Genomic DNA, 14594 nt, shown 5'->3' on the forward strand with positions numbered 1-14594 from the left:
AGAAATGCTGCTGGAGGTTAAAAATCTGAGTGTTTACTACTACACGCTTGCAGGAGTCGTCAGGGGTGCTGAAAATGTCTCATTCAGCATAAAGGAGGGGGAGTGGACAACATTCGTTGGGGAAAGCGGAAGCGGCAAATCAACCGTGGCCCATGCGGTGATAAACCTCGTCCCCTCTCCCGGCAGGATAGTTTCAGGGGAGGTTATTTTCAATGGAAAAAATCTGCTGGCAATGAAGCCCGAGGAGCTGAGAAAAATCAGGGGAAAAGAGATAAGCATGGTATTTCAGGACCCCATGACGAGCTTGGATCCTTTGAGAAAGGTGGGTGATCAGATTATTGAGGCAATGAGGGTTCATGGGGTTGAGGAGGATGAGGCAAGGGAGAGGGCAAAGGAACTTCTGGAGAAGGTTAATCTTCCGGAAGACAGGCTTGACTACTACCCGCATCAGCTTTCTGGAGGTCAGAGGCAGAGGATAAGCATAGCAATAGCCATGGCATTTAATCCGAAGCTCCTTATAGCCGATGAGCCCACGACAGCTCTCGATGTTATAGTCCAGGATTCCATAATGGATTTGATAGACGATATGAAAGCCGCTGGAACGAGCATATACTTTGTCACCCATGATATTTCTCTAGCTGCCGAGAGGAGCGATAAAATTGCCGTCATGTATGCAGGAAAGCTCGTCGAATTTGGCACAGTTGACCAGATAATGGACAATCCCCTCCATCCCTATACCAGAGCACTCGTTGAGAGCGTCCCTGATCTCTGGAGCGAGAAGGCGGTCAGAGCCATTCCCGGCTATCCACCTGATCTCAGGAATCCTCCAACAGGATGCAGGTTCCATCCAAGATGCCCCGTTTTCAGGGAGAAGGGCTATCTGAAGGGCAGATGCGATAGGGTGGAGCCCGGGATGATAGAATACGAGAAGGGACACTTTGTGGCATGCCATCTCTACGGGGGTGCTCCGGATGAGTGAAGCAATCCTCAGGGTCGAAAACCTCAAAAAATACTTCCCTGTGAAGAGGAGCATAATGGAGATTCTCAAAAAAGAACCCCCCAAATTCGTTAAAGCTGTTGATGGTATAAGCTTCGAGATAGGGAAAGGAGAGACCCTTGCCCTGATTGGAGAAAGCGGATGCGGCAAAACGACAGCGGGAAGGGTCATACTGAGGCTGATAGAGCCCACCGAGGGGAAGATCGTATTCGATGGCGTTGATATCACCGCACTAAGCCACGATGAGCTGCGGCCGTTTAAGAGAAGAATGCAGATAATCTTTCAGGATCCATATTCAAGCTTAAGCCCAAGGATGAAAATAGGAGATGCCATCGCCCATCCCCTTCTCATTCACGGGCTGGCCAGCAGGGCTGAAGCGAAAGAGATGGTTCTCAAAATGCTCAGGCGCGTTGGGCTAACCCCTGAGGAGGAATTCTATGAACGCTACCCCCATCACCTCAGCGGGGGTCAGAGGCAGAGGGTTGTTATAGCGAGGGCGATGATACTGAAGCCTGAGTTCGTGGTTGCGGATGAAGCCGTTTCGATGATAGATGTTTCGATGCGTGCGTCAATCCTTGAGCTCCTTGAATCCTTCAGGAGGGAATACAACCTCAGCATGCTCTTTATAACCCATGATATCGCCGTCGGGAAGCTGATAGCTGACAGGATTGCGGTCATGTACCTCGGCAAAATCGTGGAAATCGGCCCCACAAAGGAGGTTCTTGAAAACCCTGCACATCCGTATACACTTGCATTGATCCAGGCGGTTCCATCGATAGCCAAGCGCAAGGAAAAGAGGAAAACCCTCCACATAACAGGAGAGGTTCCAAATGCGGTCAATCCTCCGAGCGGCTGCAGGTTCCATCCGAGATGTCCGTTTGCTGATGAACTCTGTAAAACAAAGGAACCAGAACTTGTTGAAATCAGCAACGGACATTTTGTTGCATGTCATCATAGACTCAGGTGAGTCTTGCTTTTTGTATTACTTTTCTTTCATGTATCCCCTTCCATAAATAATATCCAATCTTTTGAAAAAATCTCGGACAAATGCAACTTCTCCATTTATATACAATGCCGTCTAACTATTAGCAGGTGAAGTACGTTGAAAACTGATGCTAAGATTTTGTCCTTTTTGATTGCGGGTCTTTTCATACTGGCACCCGCGTCTTTTGTGAGCGCTCCCGCCATGACGTCTGTTTACTCCACAGACATCGCTGTTGAGAACAGCCTGGCGAGGGAACTGGTGGATTATCAGGTTGCGATAATGCTGGACGGCTCCAACTTCGATTTCTCCAAGGCCAGTGCGAACGGTTCGGATGTTCTGGTTGAGGATATGAACGGCAACCCGCTCCCCTACTGGATAGAGGAGTGGAACTCAAGCGAAAGCAGGGCAAAGATATGGGTTAAAGTTCCGAGAATCCCCGCAAACGGGGAGGTGGGTGTTAAGCTCGTCTATGGAGACCCCTCCGTGGAGAGCAGGAGCAACGGTGATGAGGTCTTTGAGTTCTTTGATGAGTTCATCTACGTTGATGAAAACGGCATCGCCGTGTATGACCCGGACAAATGGAGCGTCCTCTACGGCACGTGGGTTGTTGAGGATGGGAAGCTGAGTCCGAGCGGATACTACTCCTCCGTGATTGACACGATATACACGAAGACATACACCATGACCGACGGGATAGTTGAGATGAAGTTCTCGCCCCTGAAAACCCGCTGTGCGTACTGCTACAACGTTGGAACGGGCCTCATTGTGAGGTATAACACCACGGCCGGCGACACCTACCTGTTCAATGCAGGTGGCTACGGCTACGCATACGAGATAGCAACTTGGCCCAGAATCCCACAGCCCTACTGGAATGTGGTGAATAAAACGGGCTCGTATGGAGTGCTCCAGCACGATGTGGACTACCGCTTTATGGCAACCCTCGTGGGAGACTGGATTGAGTTCGACATTCTCGAAGGCTCGCTGAGCGGAACCCACCTTGAGGTAAACGACAGCACCATCGGGGCAGGGGCTATAGGTATCATGAGCTGGCAGGAGCCGAGGGTGGACTGGATTTTCGTGAGGAAATACGCTGAGGTGGAGCCCGTGGTAACGGTGGGCAGGACGGTTACCCAGGAGATAAGGCCGAGCAGAAATGCATACCACATATACGCCATCCTCACCGTATACTGGTACCACAAATACCAGCAGATGCACCGGGCATACCCGGCTCTCTACAATGAATCCGTGAATAGAGGGGTTTCAAACGAAACACTTCAGGAGAGCCAGAAGCACCTCCAGCTCGCCGAGGGGTACTTCAAGGAAATTAACCAGATGGACATCATCAGGGGACAGATTTCAATGTTCTCGACGATGAGGAAGGCATACACCCACATGCGGAAAGCCATCAAACTGCTCGGCGGTTGAGGGTTTTGTTTTCCGTTTTCCTTTCTGTTTTGGGCATTTCCCCTGTATCCCCTGCCTGATTTTTCTGTCTATCCTCAGAATCTCCCTCCACTGCCTTCCGGGCCAGTAAATCTGGCCGCATTTCGTGCACACGTAGAACTCGCTGTATTTTTGATAAACGCTTTCAGGGACTCTGCCCCTGACCTCCACCTTCTCTGCCGGTCGTATCGCTCCGTTGCACTTTGGACAGCGTGCATTTGCCGGAAACAGCTCGGCGAACTCAAAGCCCTCCCTCCTGAGCTCCTCAATCTGTCCCTCAAGTGAGTTTGAGTCTATCAGAACCGCCCGTATTCCAAGCTTTCTGGCCCTCTTAACGAGCTCCTCATCCCGGCTCAGAAGGATTCTGCTCTCATCCCCGGCTATCCGGAGGATTTCGTCATCCTCCTCTATCCCGTAGAGCGTGTCATATCCGTAGAGACGGAGCCACCTCGCAAGCCGGCCGAGCATCATGTCGGCTATGATCCTCATTTCCATCGAAAAGGTATTAACGGAAAGCCGTTAAAGTGGTTTCGGTGGTAGGATGCCGGGGAGGTAATCCTTATAAGCCCCGCTTCCATTTTATGGTCATAAAATAGCGGGTGGTTTCGATGCTCGTCTACTTCATAGGCACCGGAGGAAGCGAGGGGATTCCTGCACATCTCTGCACCTGCCCAACGTGCAGCGAGGCAAGAAAGCTCGGTTTCGCCCAGAGGCTGCCATCAACCCTGGCAATAATCACCGAAAACCGGAGGGCTGTTCTATTTGACGTCGGAACGGATATAAGGGATGTCCTCAACGTCCCGCTGGAGGCCATTTTCCTGACCCACTGGCACCACGACCACATCTACGGCCTCTACAAGCTCAGGTGGATGGCTCTCAAGACACCGCTCTACGCACCGCAGGGACATGCAGATGCGCTGATTCTCAGGGATCCCAAAAACCTGAGGCCGACCACAATAGAGGCGGGGCAGGTCTTAAAGGTTGATTCTCTTAAAATAACTGCTCTGGCTTTGAATCATGAGATAGAAACGCTTGGCTATCTAATAGAGGAGGACGGCAGGAGCATAGCTCTCCTCTATGATACAAAAGGCCTGCCGCAGGAAACCCGGGAACTGCTGGAGCGGAAAAACCTCAGGCTGGCCATCGTTGACGCCACGTATCCCCCCGGCTTTGATGATCCCTACCACAACAGCGTTGATGAAGGGGCGGAAACCGGCCTTCAGCTGGCGGAAAGAACAGTTCTGAGCCATATCTCTCACAAAAACCTGCCGTTTTTGGAGCTAACCGACTACGTGAGGAAGAGGTGGGGAAACAAAGTCCTTGTAGCATACGACGGCATGGTGTTCTACGTCTAAACGTTTTTATCCGTTTCCGCCCAAAAGGAACCGGTGATGCCATGCGCGTTCTTGAGCTGGCAAAGAGAAGGAAGACCGTAAGAAAATTCCTGCTGGAGGGGCCTCCGAAGGAAGATTTAATGAAGGCCATCAAAGCAGCCAAGGAAGCCCCCTCCGGGATGAACGCCCAGCCCTGGAAGTTCGTAATCATCGACGACGGCTGGCTGAAGGAGAAGATAAGGGAGCTCTGCGAAAGGGAGGAGGAAAAGTTCTACTCCAGAACCAAGGGTGACCTGATGGCGTGGCTGAACGCGAAGGGATTCAAGCCGGAGAAGCCCTTCCTCAGTGAGGCGCCCTATCTGATCCTCGTCTTCGGACACACAAAGGCCCCCTACTGGCTTCAGTCGACGTGGATAGCCGTCGGCTACCTTCTGCTGGCTCTGGAGGAGCTCGGCCTCGGGACGGTAACCTACACGCCCCCGAACCCCAAGCTAATCGAAGAACTCCTCCACGCTCCCCCAGGCTACAAGCTCCAGACAATACTTCCAGTCGGCTATCCTGCAGACCCAAAGCCGAAGTACGAGAGGAGAAAGCTCGAAGAGGTGGTGAGCTTCAACGGCTTCTGAGGAGCATTTCCAGTTCTTTCAGAACCTCCATCTGCTCCTCCACCTCAACCGCACCCGGCCTCAGGGAGCGAACCCGCCTTAATGCTTCCCGCAGGGGAAGTTCCTTTGAGTACATCACCCACGCGACAGCGACAGTTCCGCTCCTTCCCAAGCCGCCCATGCAGTGGATCAGAACCCTTTTGCCCTCCCCAGCCTTCGCTTCAACCCAGCGGAGGATTTCAAGGAGCTGGTTCAAGCTCGGAGCCGAGAAGTCCGGAATCGGGCTGTGGAAAACCTCAACGCCCCTCTTCCGCCATTCGTTCAGGCTGTAGGGGAGCTCGAACTCCTCGACGAGCACAACAATGGCGTCGAAGGTTTCGGCAACTTCGTCCATTTCGCTCCTCGCCGGCATCCGCGAGAAGGCGACTTCCTCGTCAAGCGGAAAAACTTTCATGGAACCACCTTTAATCTGCTGGGAGTATGAACTTTTAAATATTCTCTTAAAATTTGTATTTTTATTCAGGAAACTCTTAAATCGAAGAAAGAACCAGAATATACTGATAATGTTAGCCGAAAGGTTTATAAAGAAACAGACATATGTAACATATAAATTGCATATGGAGGTGGGAGGTATGAAGAGATTGTTGGGTCTGCTCCTTATAGGGGCGCTGTTTCTCGGCGTCCTTGGAGCCGGGTGCATAAGCACCGGGACAACGACAGGCACACAGACGACTTCAAGCACAGGAAACCAAGACGAGATACCTGTGAACGTCAACGAGAATGGCAACGTAGGAACGAGTGAACTTAAGGCATACATAGACTCAATTCCGGCGGGTCAGTTAACAGAGGAGGAAAAGGAGGGCCTGCTCTACATGGTCGAGGAGGAGAAGCTGGCACACGACGTCTACACAAAGCTCTACGAAAAATGGGGTCTTCAGATATTCAGCAACATAGCCAAGAGTGAGACCACCCACGTTGAGTCTGTGAGAATGCTTCTATCGAAGTACAACCTGACCGATCCAACGGCCAGCGAGGGAATCGGAGAGTTCCAGAACGAAGAGCTCCAGAAGCTCTACAACCAGCTCATAGAGATGGGAATGAAGAGCGAAGTCGATGCCCTTAAAGTTGGTGCCCTCATCGAGGAGACGGATATAGAGGATTTACAGAAGTGGATTTCAATGACGGACAAGGTGGATATCATAACGGTCTATGAGAACCTCATGATGGGTTCAAGGAACCACCTGAGAGCATTCGTAAGCCAGCTTGAGAAGAAGGGAATTACCTATGAACCGCAGATTCTCCCCAAGGATGAATATGAGCAGATAATCAACAGCCCGATGGAGACCGGCGGGGGTAAAGGGGGCAAGCCCTGAGCTCTTTTTATCTTTTTGTTGAGTTTCGGAAATCCTGAGAAAAAATAACAAAACTCCATGGATGAAGCTGGTGATGGGGGTATGGAACGCAGAATAATAGTGGCTTTTGTTATATGTGCCATAATAACAGCATTGCCCTTTGCAGTCAGAATTGCGGAGGAAAACATTGGGTCCGAAGGCTCCTTATCCCTCCAATCTCAGAACGAAACCGCAGTTTCAAATGGTGTCTACTACCTCGGCTCGGCTAGTTCTCATGAAGGTTCTGATCTTCTCTGTGTCATTCCAGCCAAAGCGTATGTACCGAAGGCAGGGACGGAGGTTACAATCAACGTCACTGTCAAATTCAAACATGCCCAGCCGTGTCCGTATCCAGATTGGAAAATAATAGCAGAGAATCCCACCAACGTTGAGGTTGTTAATGAAAGCGAAACCAGACTCCTCGACCAGTATACGGCTTTTAAGCAGTACACCGTTAAAGTTCTTGGGAACGGAACGCTTGATATTGTGTTCAAATACGGAAGCGGATGTCCCTATGGTAGCGAGGAGAGGGTAACGGTTAGCTTCTATGTGGGAGCACCATCGGAGGAAAATCTTACCAGCACTTCAACCCAGATTCCTGAGCTGAACACCAGTGAGAAAGTGATATCGGGAAACATCGAGGAAGTAAACATCGCAGGGCGCTATATTCTGGTAAACTCAACAAAAGTGTTTATCAGAGGGAGATGGACGGATGAAGGGGGCAGAGAATACACGTGGAAAGAGATGCTTGCCATTCTCAAAGTCGGAGAAAAAGTCGAAGTAAAGGCCACATACGAGAATGGAGAATGGAAAGCTTACGAAATATCAGTCAATGGCAAAACTTTTGTCAAGGGGTGAAAGAATGGGCGCAACGCTGAGAATGTGGGTATCGATAGTGCTTTTTATCCTCTGGCTGATAACAGGTATAAGCGGTGTCTTCCTCCTCATAGGCCCTCTCGCTGCAAAACTTGGAGTCTCGTTGCCCGTATCTCTGATGGACACACTGCACATATATGTGGGCTTTGCATTCTTCGGACTCTCTGTGGTGCATCTTGCCCTCAACTGGCCTGCAATGGAGAGATACTTCCGCAGATTGGCTTAAATGAGGCTCCTTTTCTTTCTATTATCCCCAGACAAGCAGCTCATCACCTGTCACATAGGTTAAGAGCTCTCCATCCTCATCGAAGACCCACGCGCCGCCTGGCGGTGAGCTGTTCACAATGAAAGTTTTGGTCGAGAAAAGTTTAGCCCTCTTTCCCATCGCCTCAACGTCCTTCTCGCCTCGGCTCGCCGTAGTCCGGCGAGTACTCCATCGGCACGAAGATGAAGTCCGGTTTTTTCCGCTTCACCCACTTCAGTATGCGCTTGTTGTAGAGGTCGCCGCAGATGATTATCGCCACCTTTCCGAACTCCGTCTTTGCTGCTCTCACGGTGTTGCCGGTGCAGAACTTCATGGGCTCCTGGAACTTGCGGTGCTTCAGCAGAACCTCGCCGTTCCGGCCTATGAGAAGGGCTGAGTTGTAGACACAGCGCTTATAAGGCTCAAGGAGGCCGAAGATTACATAGACCGAGTTTTCCCTTGCAAGCGCGCTCACCCTGCCCACAATTTCATCGTAAAGCTCCGCCCCGCTGAAGTCCCACTCATCAAAGCCCGTAAGGCAGTATTCAGGGAAAACCAGGATGTCAGGGCCGTGCGCCAGTGCCTCATTAAACCTCCGTTCAAACTCCTTCCAGTTTGTTTCAAAGTTGCCCACCCCAACCTTCATAGGGATTAGTGCCACCTTCACCTCATCCACCTCCTCAGATACATTGAGAGAACCACAGCAGCCGAGACCAAAAACGCAATTGCCGTGGGGGTTTTTACACCTGCCGGGGCGTAAATCATGAACGTGAGCATCTCCAGAAGATAAACCGGGGGACCGAGCTTTAAGAGCTCTTCTTCAACCTCACCCCTTGAAATACGCTCATAGAGGTAGAAAAACGTAAGGGAAACAATAAACCAGCCGAGATAGTTCGTCCAGGGAATTCCAAACCAGTTTATTCCGGTGGTTGTATCCCACACCCACGCCCTCCACGATGTCATGATGGGGTCGATTGAGAGATCAAGGACGACCATCAGGAGCGATGCAAAGGCCATTCTGGAGCTTCTGCGTTTAAAGAAGTAGCGCGCCGTGATGTAGGAGACGAAGCCAAAAATTGCCCATGCGAGGGGGACGAAGAGGGCCACGCCGAAGAGCTGGGGCCTAAGGTTCTCGTAGTGGTAGCAGCCAAAGGGCGTGCACATGCGGGTGCCGATTACCTCAGCAAGGAACCCCACAGCGATCGAGATTGCGAGAAACCTCGGGAAGTCCCTCCAGAGCCGCCGGGAGACGACGACCATTGCGAGCAGATAGAAAAGGTTGTAAATAGGGGAGCGCTTGAATACGTTGGCGAGCAGGATGAGGAATATAAATATTTTCACGTCCTTTTCATAGCCTTTCATAACTTGAGTTTATGTTCCTGCAGATATATAAAGACTCCTAGGAGAGCAGATATTGATTTATAGAATAATTCTTTTAAACTTTTCAAGGTGGCAGAATATATGAACATCAATTTAAAGCTAATAGCGGCTTCAAATATCATTGCCGTATCATCCAATGCTCTCTGGATTATGTACATCCAATATTTTCTCCTCGATTTGGGAATTAGCAAAACTCAAATAGGCTTAATTTTCACCCTTGCACTTTTGATGAGAGCTTTTGGAAACATTATTGGAGGTAAAATAGCTGACTTACTCGGGGTATAAACGAACTTTGCTCATAGGATACACCATCTATGCTTTTCCACCATTACTATTTCTACTTCACAACGCTCTTTTTGCCTCTCTGGTCTATCCCATTATGAGCCTTGGCTCTGGAATTGGAACCCCAGCAAAGTCTCTCTTTATAGTGGAGCAAGCTCAAAGTAGAAAGGGTCTAACGTATATGCTTGTTCAAAGAGTGCTGCCTTCGATTCCTCCAGCGCTGACGGCTCCAGTAGGTGCTAAGCTCTATGAGATGGGGAAATACGATGTTGCTGTCTTCCTGGGCTTTTTTGGGTTGTTAATCTCTCTCCTTCTGCTGGTATTTTTGAAGGACACCAAGAGAGAAAGAGCTCAAAATTCATTTGACTTTAACCTTTTAAGGTCAAAATCTTTTACGGATTTACTCTTCTTATACTCCCTTGATGCATTTTCCACTGAGGCAGTGCAATGGATTGTGCCACTTTACCTAAGGGAGCTTGGATATTCTGTCCTGGATTATGGAGTCTTAATCTCAGCCCAAACGCTGATAATAGCTCTTGGAGGAACTTTTGCTGATATCTTTGTGGACAGATTTGAGCCGGTCAATGCTTTGGGTTTGAGTTATCTGGTTGTTGCTATGTCCCTTTAGGCATTCTCGCTTGGAAAAGGCTGGATTCTTGCTTTGGCTTATTTACTATGGAAAACATTTGGAATGATTGGCTTTGCCGCTTTGCCCCTGCTAATTGAAAGGTACTTCAGTGACATAAAAGCGTCAGCGTTTGGAACAATTAATGCCATGACTACACTGGTTTCAATTCCCGCACCCTCTTTCGGAGGGTTTTTGCTTGGCTTTGGAGTTAAGGCGCCATTTGTTTTTAAGGCTGTTATGAATAGCGTTGCCTCAACGATGCTGTTTAGGCTTAAGCGATACTGAAGAATACCATTATAACATGTAAGGCGAAAATGTTATAAACTCTTGGTTCAATATAATGAACAAGGTGTTTAGTATGACGAACGAAATGTCTGATATTCTAAACTCAAATGAGGCTCGAATGATTGCATTGGCCAGAAACATAAGGCGCTTAAGGGAGGAAAAAGGCTTATCTCTTAGAGAACTGGCAGAAAAGGCTGGAATTTCAAAGTCTACGTTATCTTCGTTGGAAGCAGGCAAAACTAATCCGACTATTTCAACGCTTTGGGCAATTGCCGATGCCTTAGGTGTGCCTTTTGGTGCCCTTATAGGCTCTGAAAAAGATATGGAAGTGGAAGAAGAGGGGGTTTCTGTTCGACTTATCGAACAATCGAAGGGGATTGAAGTTTACCTCATGCGGTTGAATGCCAAAAGTATTAGGAAAGCAGAGCCACATCCGCAGGGCGTAAAGGAGCATGTCTTAGTCGTAAAGGGAAGTGTGCTCGTTGGATCTTTAGATGCTCCTAAACTTGTAAGCGCTGTAGAAAAGATCACGTTTAGAGGAGATCAACCCCACGTTTATGTTGCCCTAGAGGAACCTGCTCTGCTTGTGGTTGTAGTGGATTATACGGGAGGTGAATCTTGATGAAGCATGTAGGAATCGTTGCATGTAGTGCGGAAGGAGCGGCCCTCTGTTATCGCACTATTTGTATAGAGGGAGAAAAGTACCTAGGTGAAAAATATGCCCATCCTGAAATTAGCATGCATGGATATTCTTTCGCCGAATACATGCGATATATCGAAGCAGGAGAATGGAATAACGTCGCTGAACTTATGCTCTCTTCAGCAGAGAAGCTTGCAAAGATAGGAGCGGATTTCATCATATGTCCAGATAACACGATCCATCAAGCTTTTGATCTGTTCATGGATAAATCACCAATTCCATGGCTTCATATAGCGGAAGAAGTTGCTAAAGAAGCGAAGAAGCAGGGATTCAAGCATCTCGGAATACTGGGGACAAAGTTTTTGATGGAATCTCAGGTTTATCCCTCAAAACTTGAAGCGTTTGGGATTAAATACACCATACCAGATGAAGAGGATCGGGAAAAGATAAATGAAATAATCTTCAATGAACTTGTTTATGGGAGATTCCTTGAAAAGTCTCGCCTCTATCTTCAAAAGGTGATAGAAAAGTTGAAAGAGAAAGGTTGTGATGCTGTAGTTTTGGGATGCACTGAGCTGCCGCTTATCATAAGTGACGAAACATCGCCTTTACCAACCCTCGATTCTACGAGAATTCTTGCCAGAGCTGCTTTAAGAAAGGCAATTGAAGAGTAAGTGCAATTTTATCTTTTTATCTTCTTAGAGAAATTAAAAATCCCTCATGAACATCCCCATGCGTCTTCGCTTTTCCAATGGTGAGGTCTTTAACGATTTTCAGTCCATTTTTCTGTGCAAATGTCCTGACCTTCTCCCTGAGCCCCTTGATATCAAAATCGCCGATTATGATTCCACCATCTCGACTCAATACCTCAAGGGCTTTCTCTAAAAAGGGCCCCGGCTCATAATCGTGGAGCGTGTAGAGGAAAACAATGAAGTTAAATTCTTTTCCGAGCTTAACCTCTAAGAAATCGCCATATAAAAACTCAGCCTTCTCCGTGATTCTGTCTCTCAAGCGATTGCAGAACTCAATTACTTCTCTGTTATTATCAATTCCCACTGCTTTCTCCACACGATCCGTAAGGGCCATCTTAAACGTGAGAATTCCGAGACCGCAGCCAACGTCAAGAACTTTCCCTCTAACTTCCCGGGCTATCAAATCCATCATTCTTTTCCTGACTTTGAGCTCTTCCCGGTGCTGTGGATATCTAACCAGCACGCTGCTGATGAGCCAGTAAAGCTCCTCTTCACTCCCGCCGGCTTCATAAAACGCCTTGAGGGCATCATCATGGTAGAGCTTAATGAACTCCATAGAATCACCCTCTCAGCTTTTCCCACTCCTTCCTGAGCATCCCGAACCTGAGCTTATCCACCCACTCCCCCTTCCAGTAAATAACCTCTCGCTCAACGCCTTCAAGCTTAAATCCGAGCTTCTTCGCGGCTTTAATCATCCGCCCGTTGAAGGAGTAGGTTGAAAGCGCAATTTTGTGAATGCCGGAGTTTGAGAAGAGGTAATCAATCCATAGCCTCAGCGCTTCGCTTCCATATCCCCTTCCAAGATACTCATCCTCGCAGATGTCTATCCCCACCCACCAGACACTGTAGTGCTCGTTTTCGGTATAACGGACGACCCATCCTATCGGTTCGTCCCTTACGGTGGCGATTATTGCACGGCTCCTCGGAGTTTCCCTGTCCTCTAAATACATTCTGAAGAAGCGCTCCCTTATTCTGCTTTCATCATCGGAGACAAAATCCTCCTCCCACGGAGCGTCGTATTCCCTCCATTCCCCTTCCCTCATCCAGCGAACGTAAGCTTTTGCATCCTCCTCAGTCCCATCCCTAAGTATTACCTTCCTGCCGCGCGCCAAAATCACCGGTATCACCATTTTAAATCTTCAGATGCCCTGAAATAACCCATCAAGCCTTTTCAATACCTCAAGAGAGACATTTCCACCGGGCAGATACCCGAAAGTTTCTCCCGAATGCTCAAGCTCCCAGCGGCTGGTCTCAAAGCCCGTGTAGATGCCGAGCAGGAGTTTGGCCCTTTCCTCCCTGCATTCAAGGGAATAAGCCGACCACACGAGCGCTCCAATGAGGAAAACCCGGAGGAGCAGTGTGACCTTCCCCGCCATGACCATCAAATTATACTTCAGTGGTAAATCTTTAAAACCCTTTCGTGTTGTAATTTTTTGGGTGATATCATGTTCAAAAACCTCGGGGAAACCTTTGAGCCAACATACAGAGAAAAGCTCTGGATGTACGACCCGAGGACGAAAGTTGGGAGAAAGAGAAGGGAGAAGCAGAAAGCCCTACTTGAGAATTTTCTCCCCATAGAGGGCGGCAGGGCTCTGGATATTGGCTGCGGCATGGGAATCTCGACCTTTGCCCTTGAAGAGCTGGGATTTGAAGTTATTGGAATTGACCTTCAAGAAGAACTCATAGAGAAAGCAAAGAAAATCTCAGAAGAGCTTGGATATAAAGCTGAGTTCAGGGTTATGGACGCCAAGAAGCTTGACTTTCCGGATGAGAGCTTTGACCTGGTTGCGCTTTTAGGGAACCCACTGCCACATCTGAATATCTATGACTTCGATAAAATTGTGCAAGAAGCCTTTAGAGTGCTCAAACCTGGTGGGGTTCTGTTCCTTGAGTATGCGGATTGGGTTAGACTGCTTCATCAAGGTTATAGAAATGTGCTCGTTGAAGAACCGTTCATACAGTTTCACGTTTCCCTCAACACGGTGAAAGGCCAAGTAGAGAGGCTTTTCATTAACCCTGAGAGGGGCTATTTCTTTAGAGTAAAGATTAATGTATGGGCGCCGTGGATTGTGGAGTTCATCCTTAGAAAAGCCGGGTTTGAGGTGGGGACACATTACATGGGGACTTTTAGTGTTGTAACGGTGGGGGTTAAACAATGAAAACTTACACCTTTGGAAAAGAAACCGTTCCAGTCGCCATAGCTAAAGACATAATCGTTGGAAGCGTCCACGACGGGAAAAACTACAAAATAATGCTGGCGAGGGTTAAGGGCGAGGAAATCGCCGAAGCCCGCTTTCTGGCCGGCAAAAACGACTGGGAGGGGCACAGCATAGCTAAGCTTGCGGATGGCTACATAATCGGAGGTGCCGTCGAAGGGAGGGCTACCCCTGACGGAGGAAATGGCTGGAAGGCCTATCTTGCAAGGCTCGACGAGAGCCTGAACATTCTCTGGGAGCTGAAGCTCAACGTCAGAAACAATGGGGCGGTCTATTCGATCCTCCCAGCCGAGGGTGGAGTTTTCATCGCCGGCGAAACCGGAAAGCCCGGCGATAAGGGCTTCTTCATCGGAAAGGTTTCCCCTGAGGGCGAGCTCCTCTGGCTGAGGGGCTTCGGGAGCTGGAGTGATGCCGTCTTCACGGCCATGCTTCAGTCTGAGAGGTCAAGTCATTTGATTTTGACTTCGATGGAGAGCTTCTCCACGAGGAAACCCTTACGGAGGGAATAGCGCTGACGGCATGCCGGTGGCAGGAAA

Annotated in this window: 20 protein-coding genes and 2 pseudogenes; 15 read left to right on the plus strand and 7 right to left on the minus strand. The window is 49.0% G+C overall.

Going from position 1 to position 14594, the window contains the following annotated elements; all coding sequences use genetic code 11:
• The first annotated feature begins 4 nt into the window (after window positions 1-4).
• From ACYQ27_RS03725 to ACYQ27_RS03735, 3 genes are all read left to right on the plus strand, one after another.
• Complete coding sequence (locus tag ACYQ27_RS03725; protein WP_456453359.1) at window positions 5-979, plus strand: ABC transporter ATP-binding protein; 975 nt, start codon at window positions 5-7, stop codon at window positions 977-979.
• Window positions 972-1964, plus strand: coding sequence for an ABC transporter ATP-binding protein (locus ACYQ27_RS03730; RefSeq protein ID WP_460041012.1), 993 nt, complete (start codon window positions 972-974; stop codon window positions 1962-1964). Before ACYQ27_RS03725 ends, ACYQ27_RS03730 begins: the two co-directional genes overlap by 8 nt.
• Window positions 1965-2099: 135 nt before the next feature.
• Window positions 2100-3407 (plus strand): DUF2341 domain-containing protein, encoded by a 1308-nt coding sequence (locus ACYQ27_RS03735; protein WP_460041013.1) that lies wholly within the window; start codon window positions 2100-2102, stop codon window positions 3405-3407.
• Window positions 3408-3461: 54 nt separating this feature from the next.
• On the opposite strand, the pseudogene ACYQ27_RS03740 reads toward ACYQ27_RS03735, so the two are convergent.
• A pseudogene (locus ACYQ27_RS03740) lies at window positions 3462-3914 on the minus strand (Mut7-C RNAse domain-containing protein); the annotation flags it as partial.
• A 119-nt stretch (window positions 3915-4033) separates the two neighbouring features.
• Here ACYQ27_RS03740 and ACYQ27_RS03745 point away from each other — a divergent pair.
• Window positions 4034-4780: an MBL fold metallo-hydrolase gene (locus ACYQ27_RS03745; protein ID WP_456394212.1), complete on the plus strand. Its 747-nt coding sequence runs from the start codon at window positions 4034-4036 to the stop codon at window positions 4778-4780.
• Between the two features lie 41 nt (window positions 4781-4821).
• The gene (locus ACYQ27_RS03750; protein ID WP_460041014.1) at window positions 4822-5385 is read left to right on the plus strand and encodes a nitroreductase family protein; all 564 of its coding nucleotides are present in this window, start codon (window positions 4822-4824) and stop codon (window positions 5383-5385) included.
• Here the strand turns inward: ACYQ27_RS03750 and ACYQ27_RS03755 are convergent.
• Complete coding sequence (locus tag ACYQ27_RS03755; protein ID WP_456454230.1) at window positions 5372-5818, minus strand: protein-tyrosine phosphatase family protein; 447 nt, start codon at window positions 5816-5818, stop codon at window positions 5372-5374. The genes ACYQ27_RS03750 and ACYQ27_RS03755 overlap by 14 nt on opposite strands.
• Window positions 5819-5996: 178 nt before the next feature.
• Here ACYQ27_RS03755 and ACYQ27_RS03760 point away from each other — a divergent pair, with 178 nt between their 5' ends.
• The 3 genes from ACYQ27_RS03760 to ACYQ27_RS03770 all read left to right on the plus strand — a co-directional run bounded on the left by ACYQ27_RS03760 (window position 5997) and on the right by ACYQ27_RS03770 (window position 7857).
• On the plus strand, window positions 5997-6737 hold the full coding sequence (locus tag ACYQ27_RS03760) for a DUF2202 domain-containing protein (RefSeq protein ID WP_456394218.1): 741 nt from the start codon (window positions 5997-5999) through the stop codon (window positions 6735-6737).
• Window positions 6738-6818: 81 nt separating this feature from the next.
• A complete protein-coding gene (locus ACYQ27_RS03765; RefSeq protein WP_460041015.1) occupies window positions 6819-7613 on the plus strand; it encodes a hypothetical protein in 795 nt (264 codons plus the stop codon).
• 4 nt (window positions 7614-7617) lie between these two features.
• Entirely contained in the window at window positions 7618-7857 is a 240-nt protein-coding gene (locus tag ACYQ27_RS03770) for a DUF4405 domain-containing protein (protein ID WP_456454234.1), read from the plus strand.
• A gap of 21 nt (window positions 7858-7878) precedes the next feature.
• Here the strand turns inward: ACYQ27_RS03770 and ACYQ27_RS03775 are convergent.
• Together ACYQ27_RS03775 and ACYQ27_RS03780 are read right to left on the minus strand one after the other, a co-directional pair.
• Window positions 7879-8542, minus strand: a pseudogene (locus ACYQ27_RS03775) (carbon-nitrogen hydrolase family protein).
• Window positions 8539-9237 (minus strand): carotenoid biosynthesis protein, encoded by a 699-nt coding sequence (locus ACYQ27_RS03780; protein WP_460041016.1) that lies wholly within the window; start codon window positions 9235-9237, stop codon window positions 8539-8541. The pseudogene ACYQ27_RS03775 and the gene ACYQ27_RS03780 overlap by 4 nt, the downstream one beginning before the upstream one ends.
• Window positions 9238-9324: 87 nt before the next feature.
• Here ACYQ27_RS03780 and ACYQ27_RS03785 point away from each other — a divergent pair, with 87 nt between their 5' ends.
• The 5 genes from ACYQ27_RS03785 (at window position 9325) to ACYQ27_RS03805 (ending at window position 11764) form a co-directional block, all read left to right on the plus strand.
• Entirely contained in the window at window positions 9325-9540 is a 216-nt protein-coding gene (locus tag ACYQ27_RS03785) for a hypothetical protein (RefSeq protein WP_460041017.1), read from the plus strand.
• 7 nt (window positions 9541-9547) lie between these two features.
• Window positions 9548-10165, plus strand: coding sequence for an MFS transporter (locus tag ACYQ27_RS03790; protein ID WP_460041018.1), 618 nt, complete (start codon window positions 9548-9550; stop codon window positions 10163-10165).
• Between the two features lie 63 nt (window positions 10166-10228).
• Window positions 10229-10450 carry a hypothetical protein gene (locus ACYQ27_RS03795; protein ID WP_460041019.1) on the plus strand — a complete coding sequence of 74 codons (222 nt, stop codon included), beginning with the start codon at window positions 10229-10231 and terminating at the stop codon, window positions 10448-10450.
• A gap of 73 nt (window positions 10451-10523) precedes the next feature.
• Window positions 10524-11072, plus strand: coding sequence for a helix-turn-helix domain-containing protein (locus tag ACYQ27_RS03800; RefSeq protein WP_460041020.1), 549 nt, complete (start codon window positions 10524-10526; stop codon window positions 11070-11072).
• Window positions 11072-11764, plus strand: coding sequence for an aspartate/glutamate racemase family protein (locus tag ACYQ27_RS03805; protein ID WP_460041021.1), 693 nt, complete (start codon window positions 11072-11074; stop codon window positions 11762-11764). The genes ACYQ27_RS03800 and ACYQ27_RS03805 overlap by 1 nt, the downstream gene beginning before the upstream one ends.
• A 16-nt stretch (window positions 11765-11780) precedes the next feature.
• Here the strand turns inward: ACYQ27_RS03805 and ACYQ27_RS03810 are convergent, their stop codons facing one another.
• From ACYQ27_RS03810 to ACYQ27_RS03820, 3 genes are read right to left on the minus strand one after another with little or no spacing between them, the layout of a single operon-like run.
• Window positions 11781-12398 (minus strand): class I SAM-dependent methyltransferase, encoded by a 618-nt coding sequence (locus ACYQ27_RS03810; protein WP_460041022.1) that lies wholly within the window; start codon window positions 12396-12398, stop codon window positions 11781-11783.
• Window positions 12399-12402: 4 nt separating this feature from the next.
• Window positions 12403-12960 (minus strand): GNAT family N-acetyltransferase, encoded by a 558-nt coding sequence (locus ACYQ27_RS03815; RefSeq protein WP_460041023.1) that lies wholly within the window; start codon window positions 12958-12960, stop codon window positions 12403-12405.
• Between the two features lie 21 nt (window positions 12961-12981).
• On the minus strand, window positions 12982-13227 hold the full coding sequence (locus tag ACYQ27_RS03820) for a hypothetical protein (protein WP_460041024.1): 246 nt from the start codon (window positions 13225-13227) through the stop codon (window positions 12982-12984).
• 48 nt (window positions 13228-13275) lie between these two features.
• Here ACYQ27_RS03820 and ACYQ27_RS03825 point away from each other — a divergent pair, with 48 nt between their 5' ends.
• Window positions 13276-14001 carry a class I SAM-dependent methyltransferase gene (locus tag ACYQ27_RS03825; RefSeq protein ID WP_460041025.1) on the plus strand — a complete coding sequence of 242 codons (726 nt, stop codon included), beginning with the start codon at window positions 13276-13278 and terminating at the stop codon, window positions 13999-14001.
• Window positions 13998-14567: a hypothetical protein gene (locus ACYQ27_RS03830; protein WP_460041026.1), complete on the plus strand. Its 570-nt coding sequence runs from the start codon at window positions 13998-14000 to the stop codon at window positions 14565-14567. The genes ACYQ27_RS03825 and ACYQ27_RS03830 overlap by 4 nt, the downstream gene beginning before the upstream one ends.
• The last annotated feature ends 27 nt before the right edge of the window (window positions 14568-14594 follow it).

This window comes from Thermococcus atlanticus, assembly GCF_054657855.1.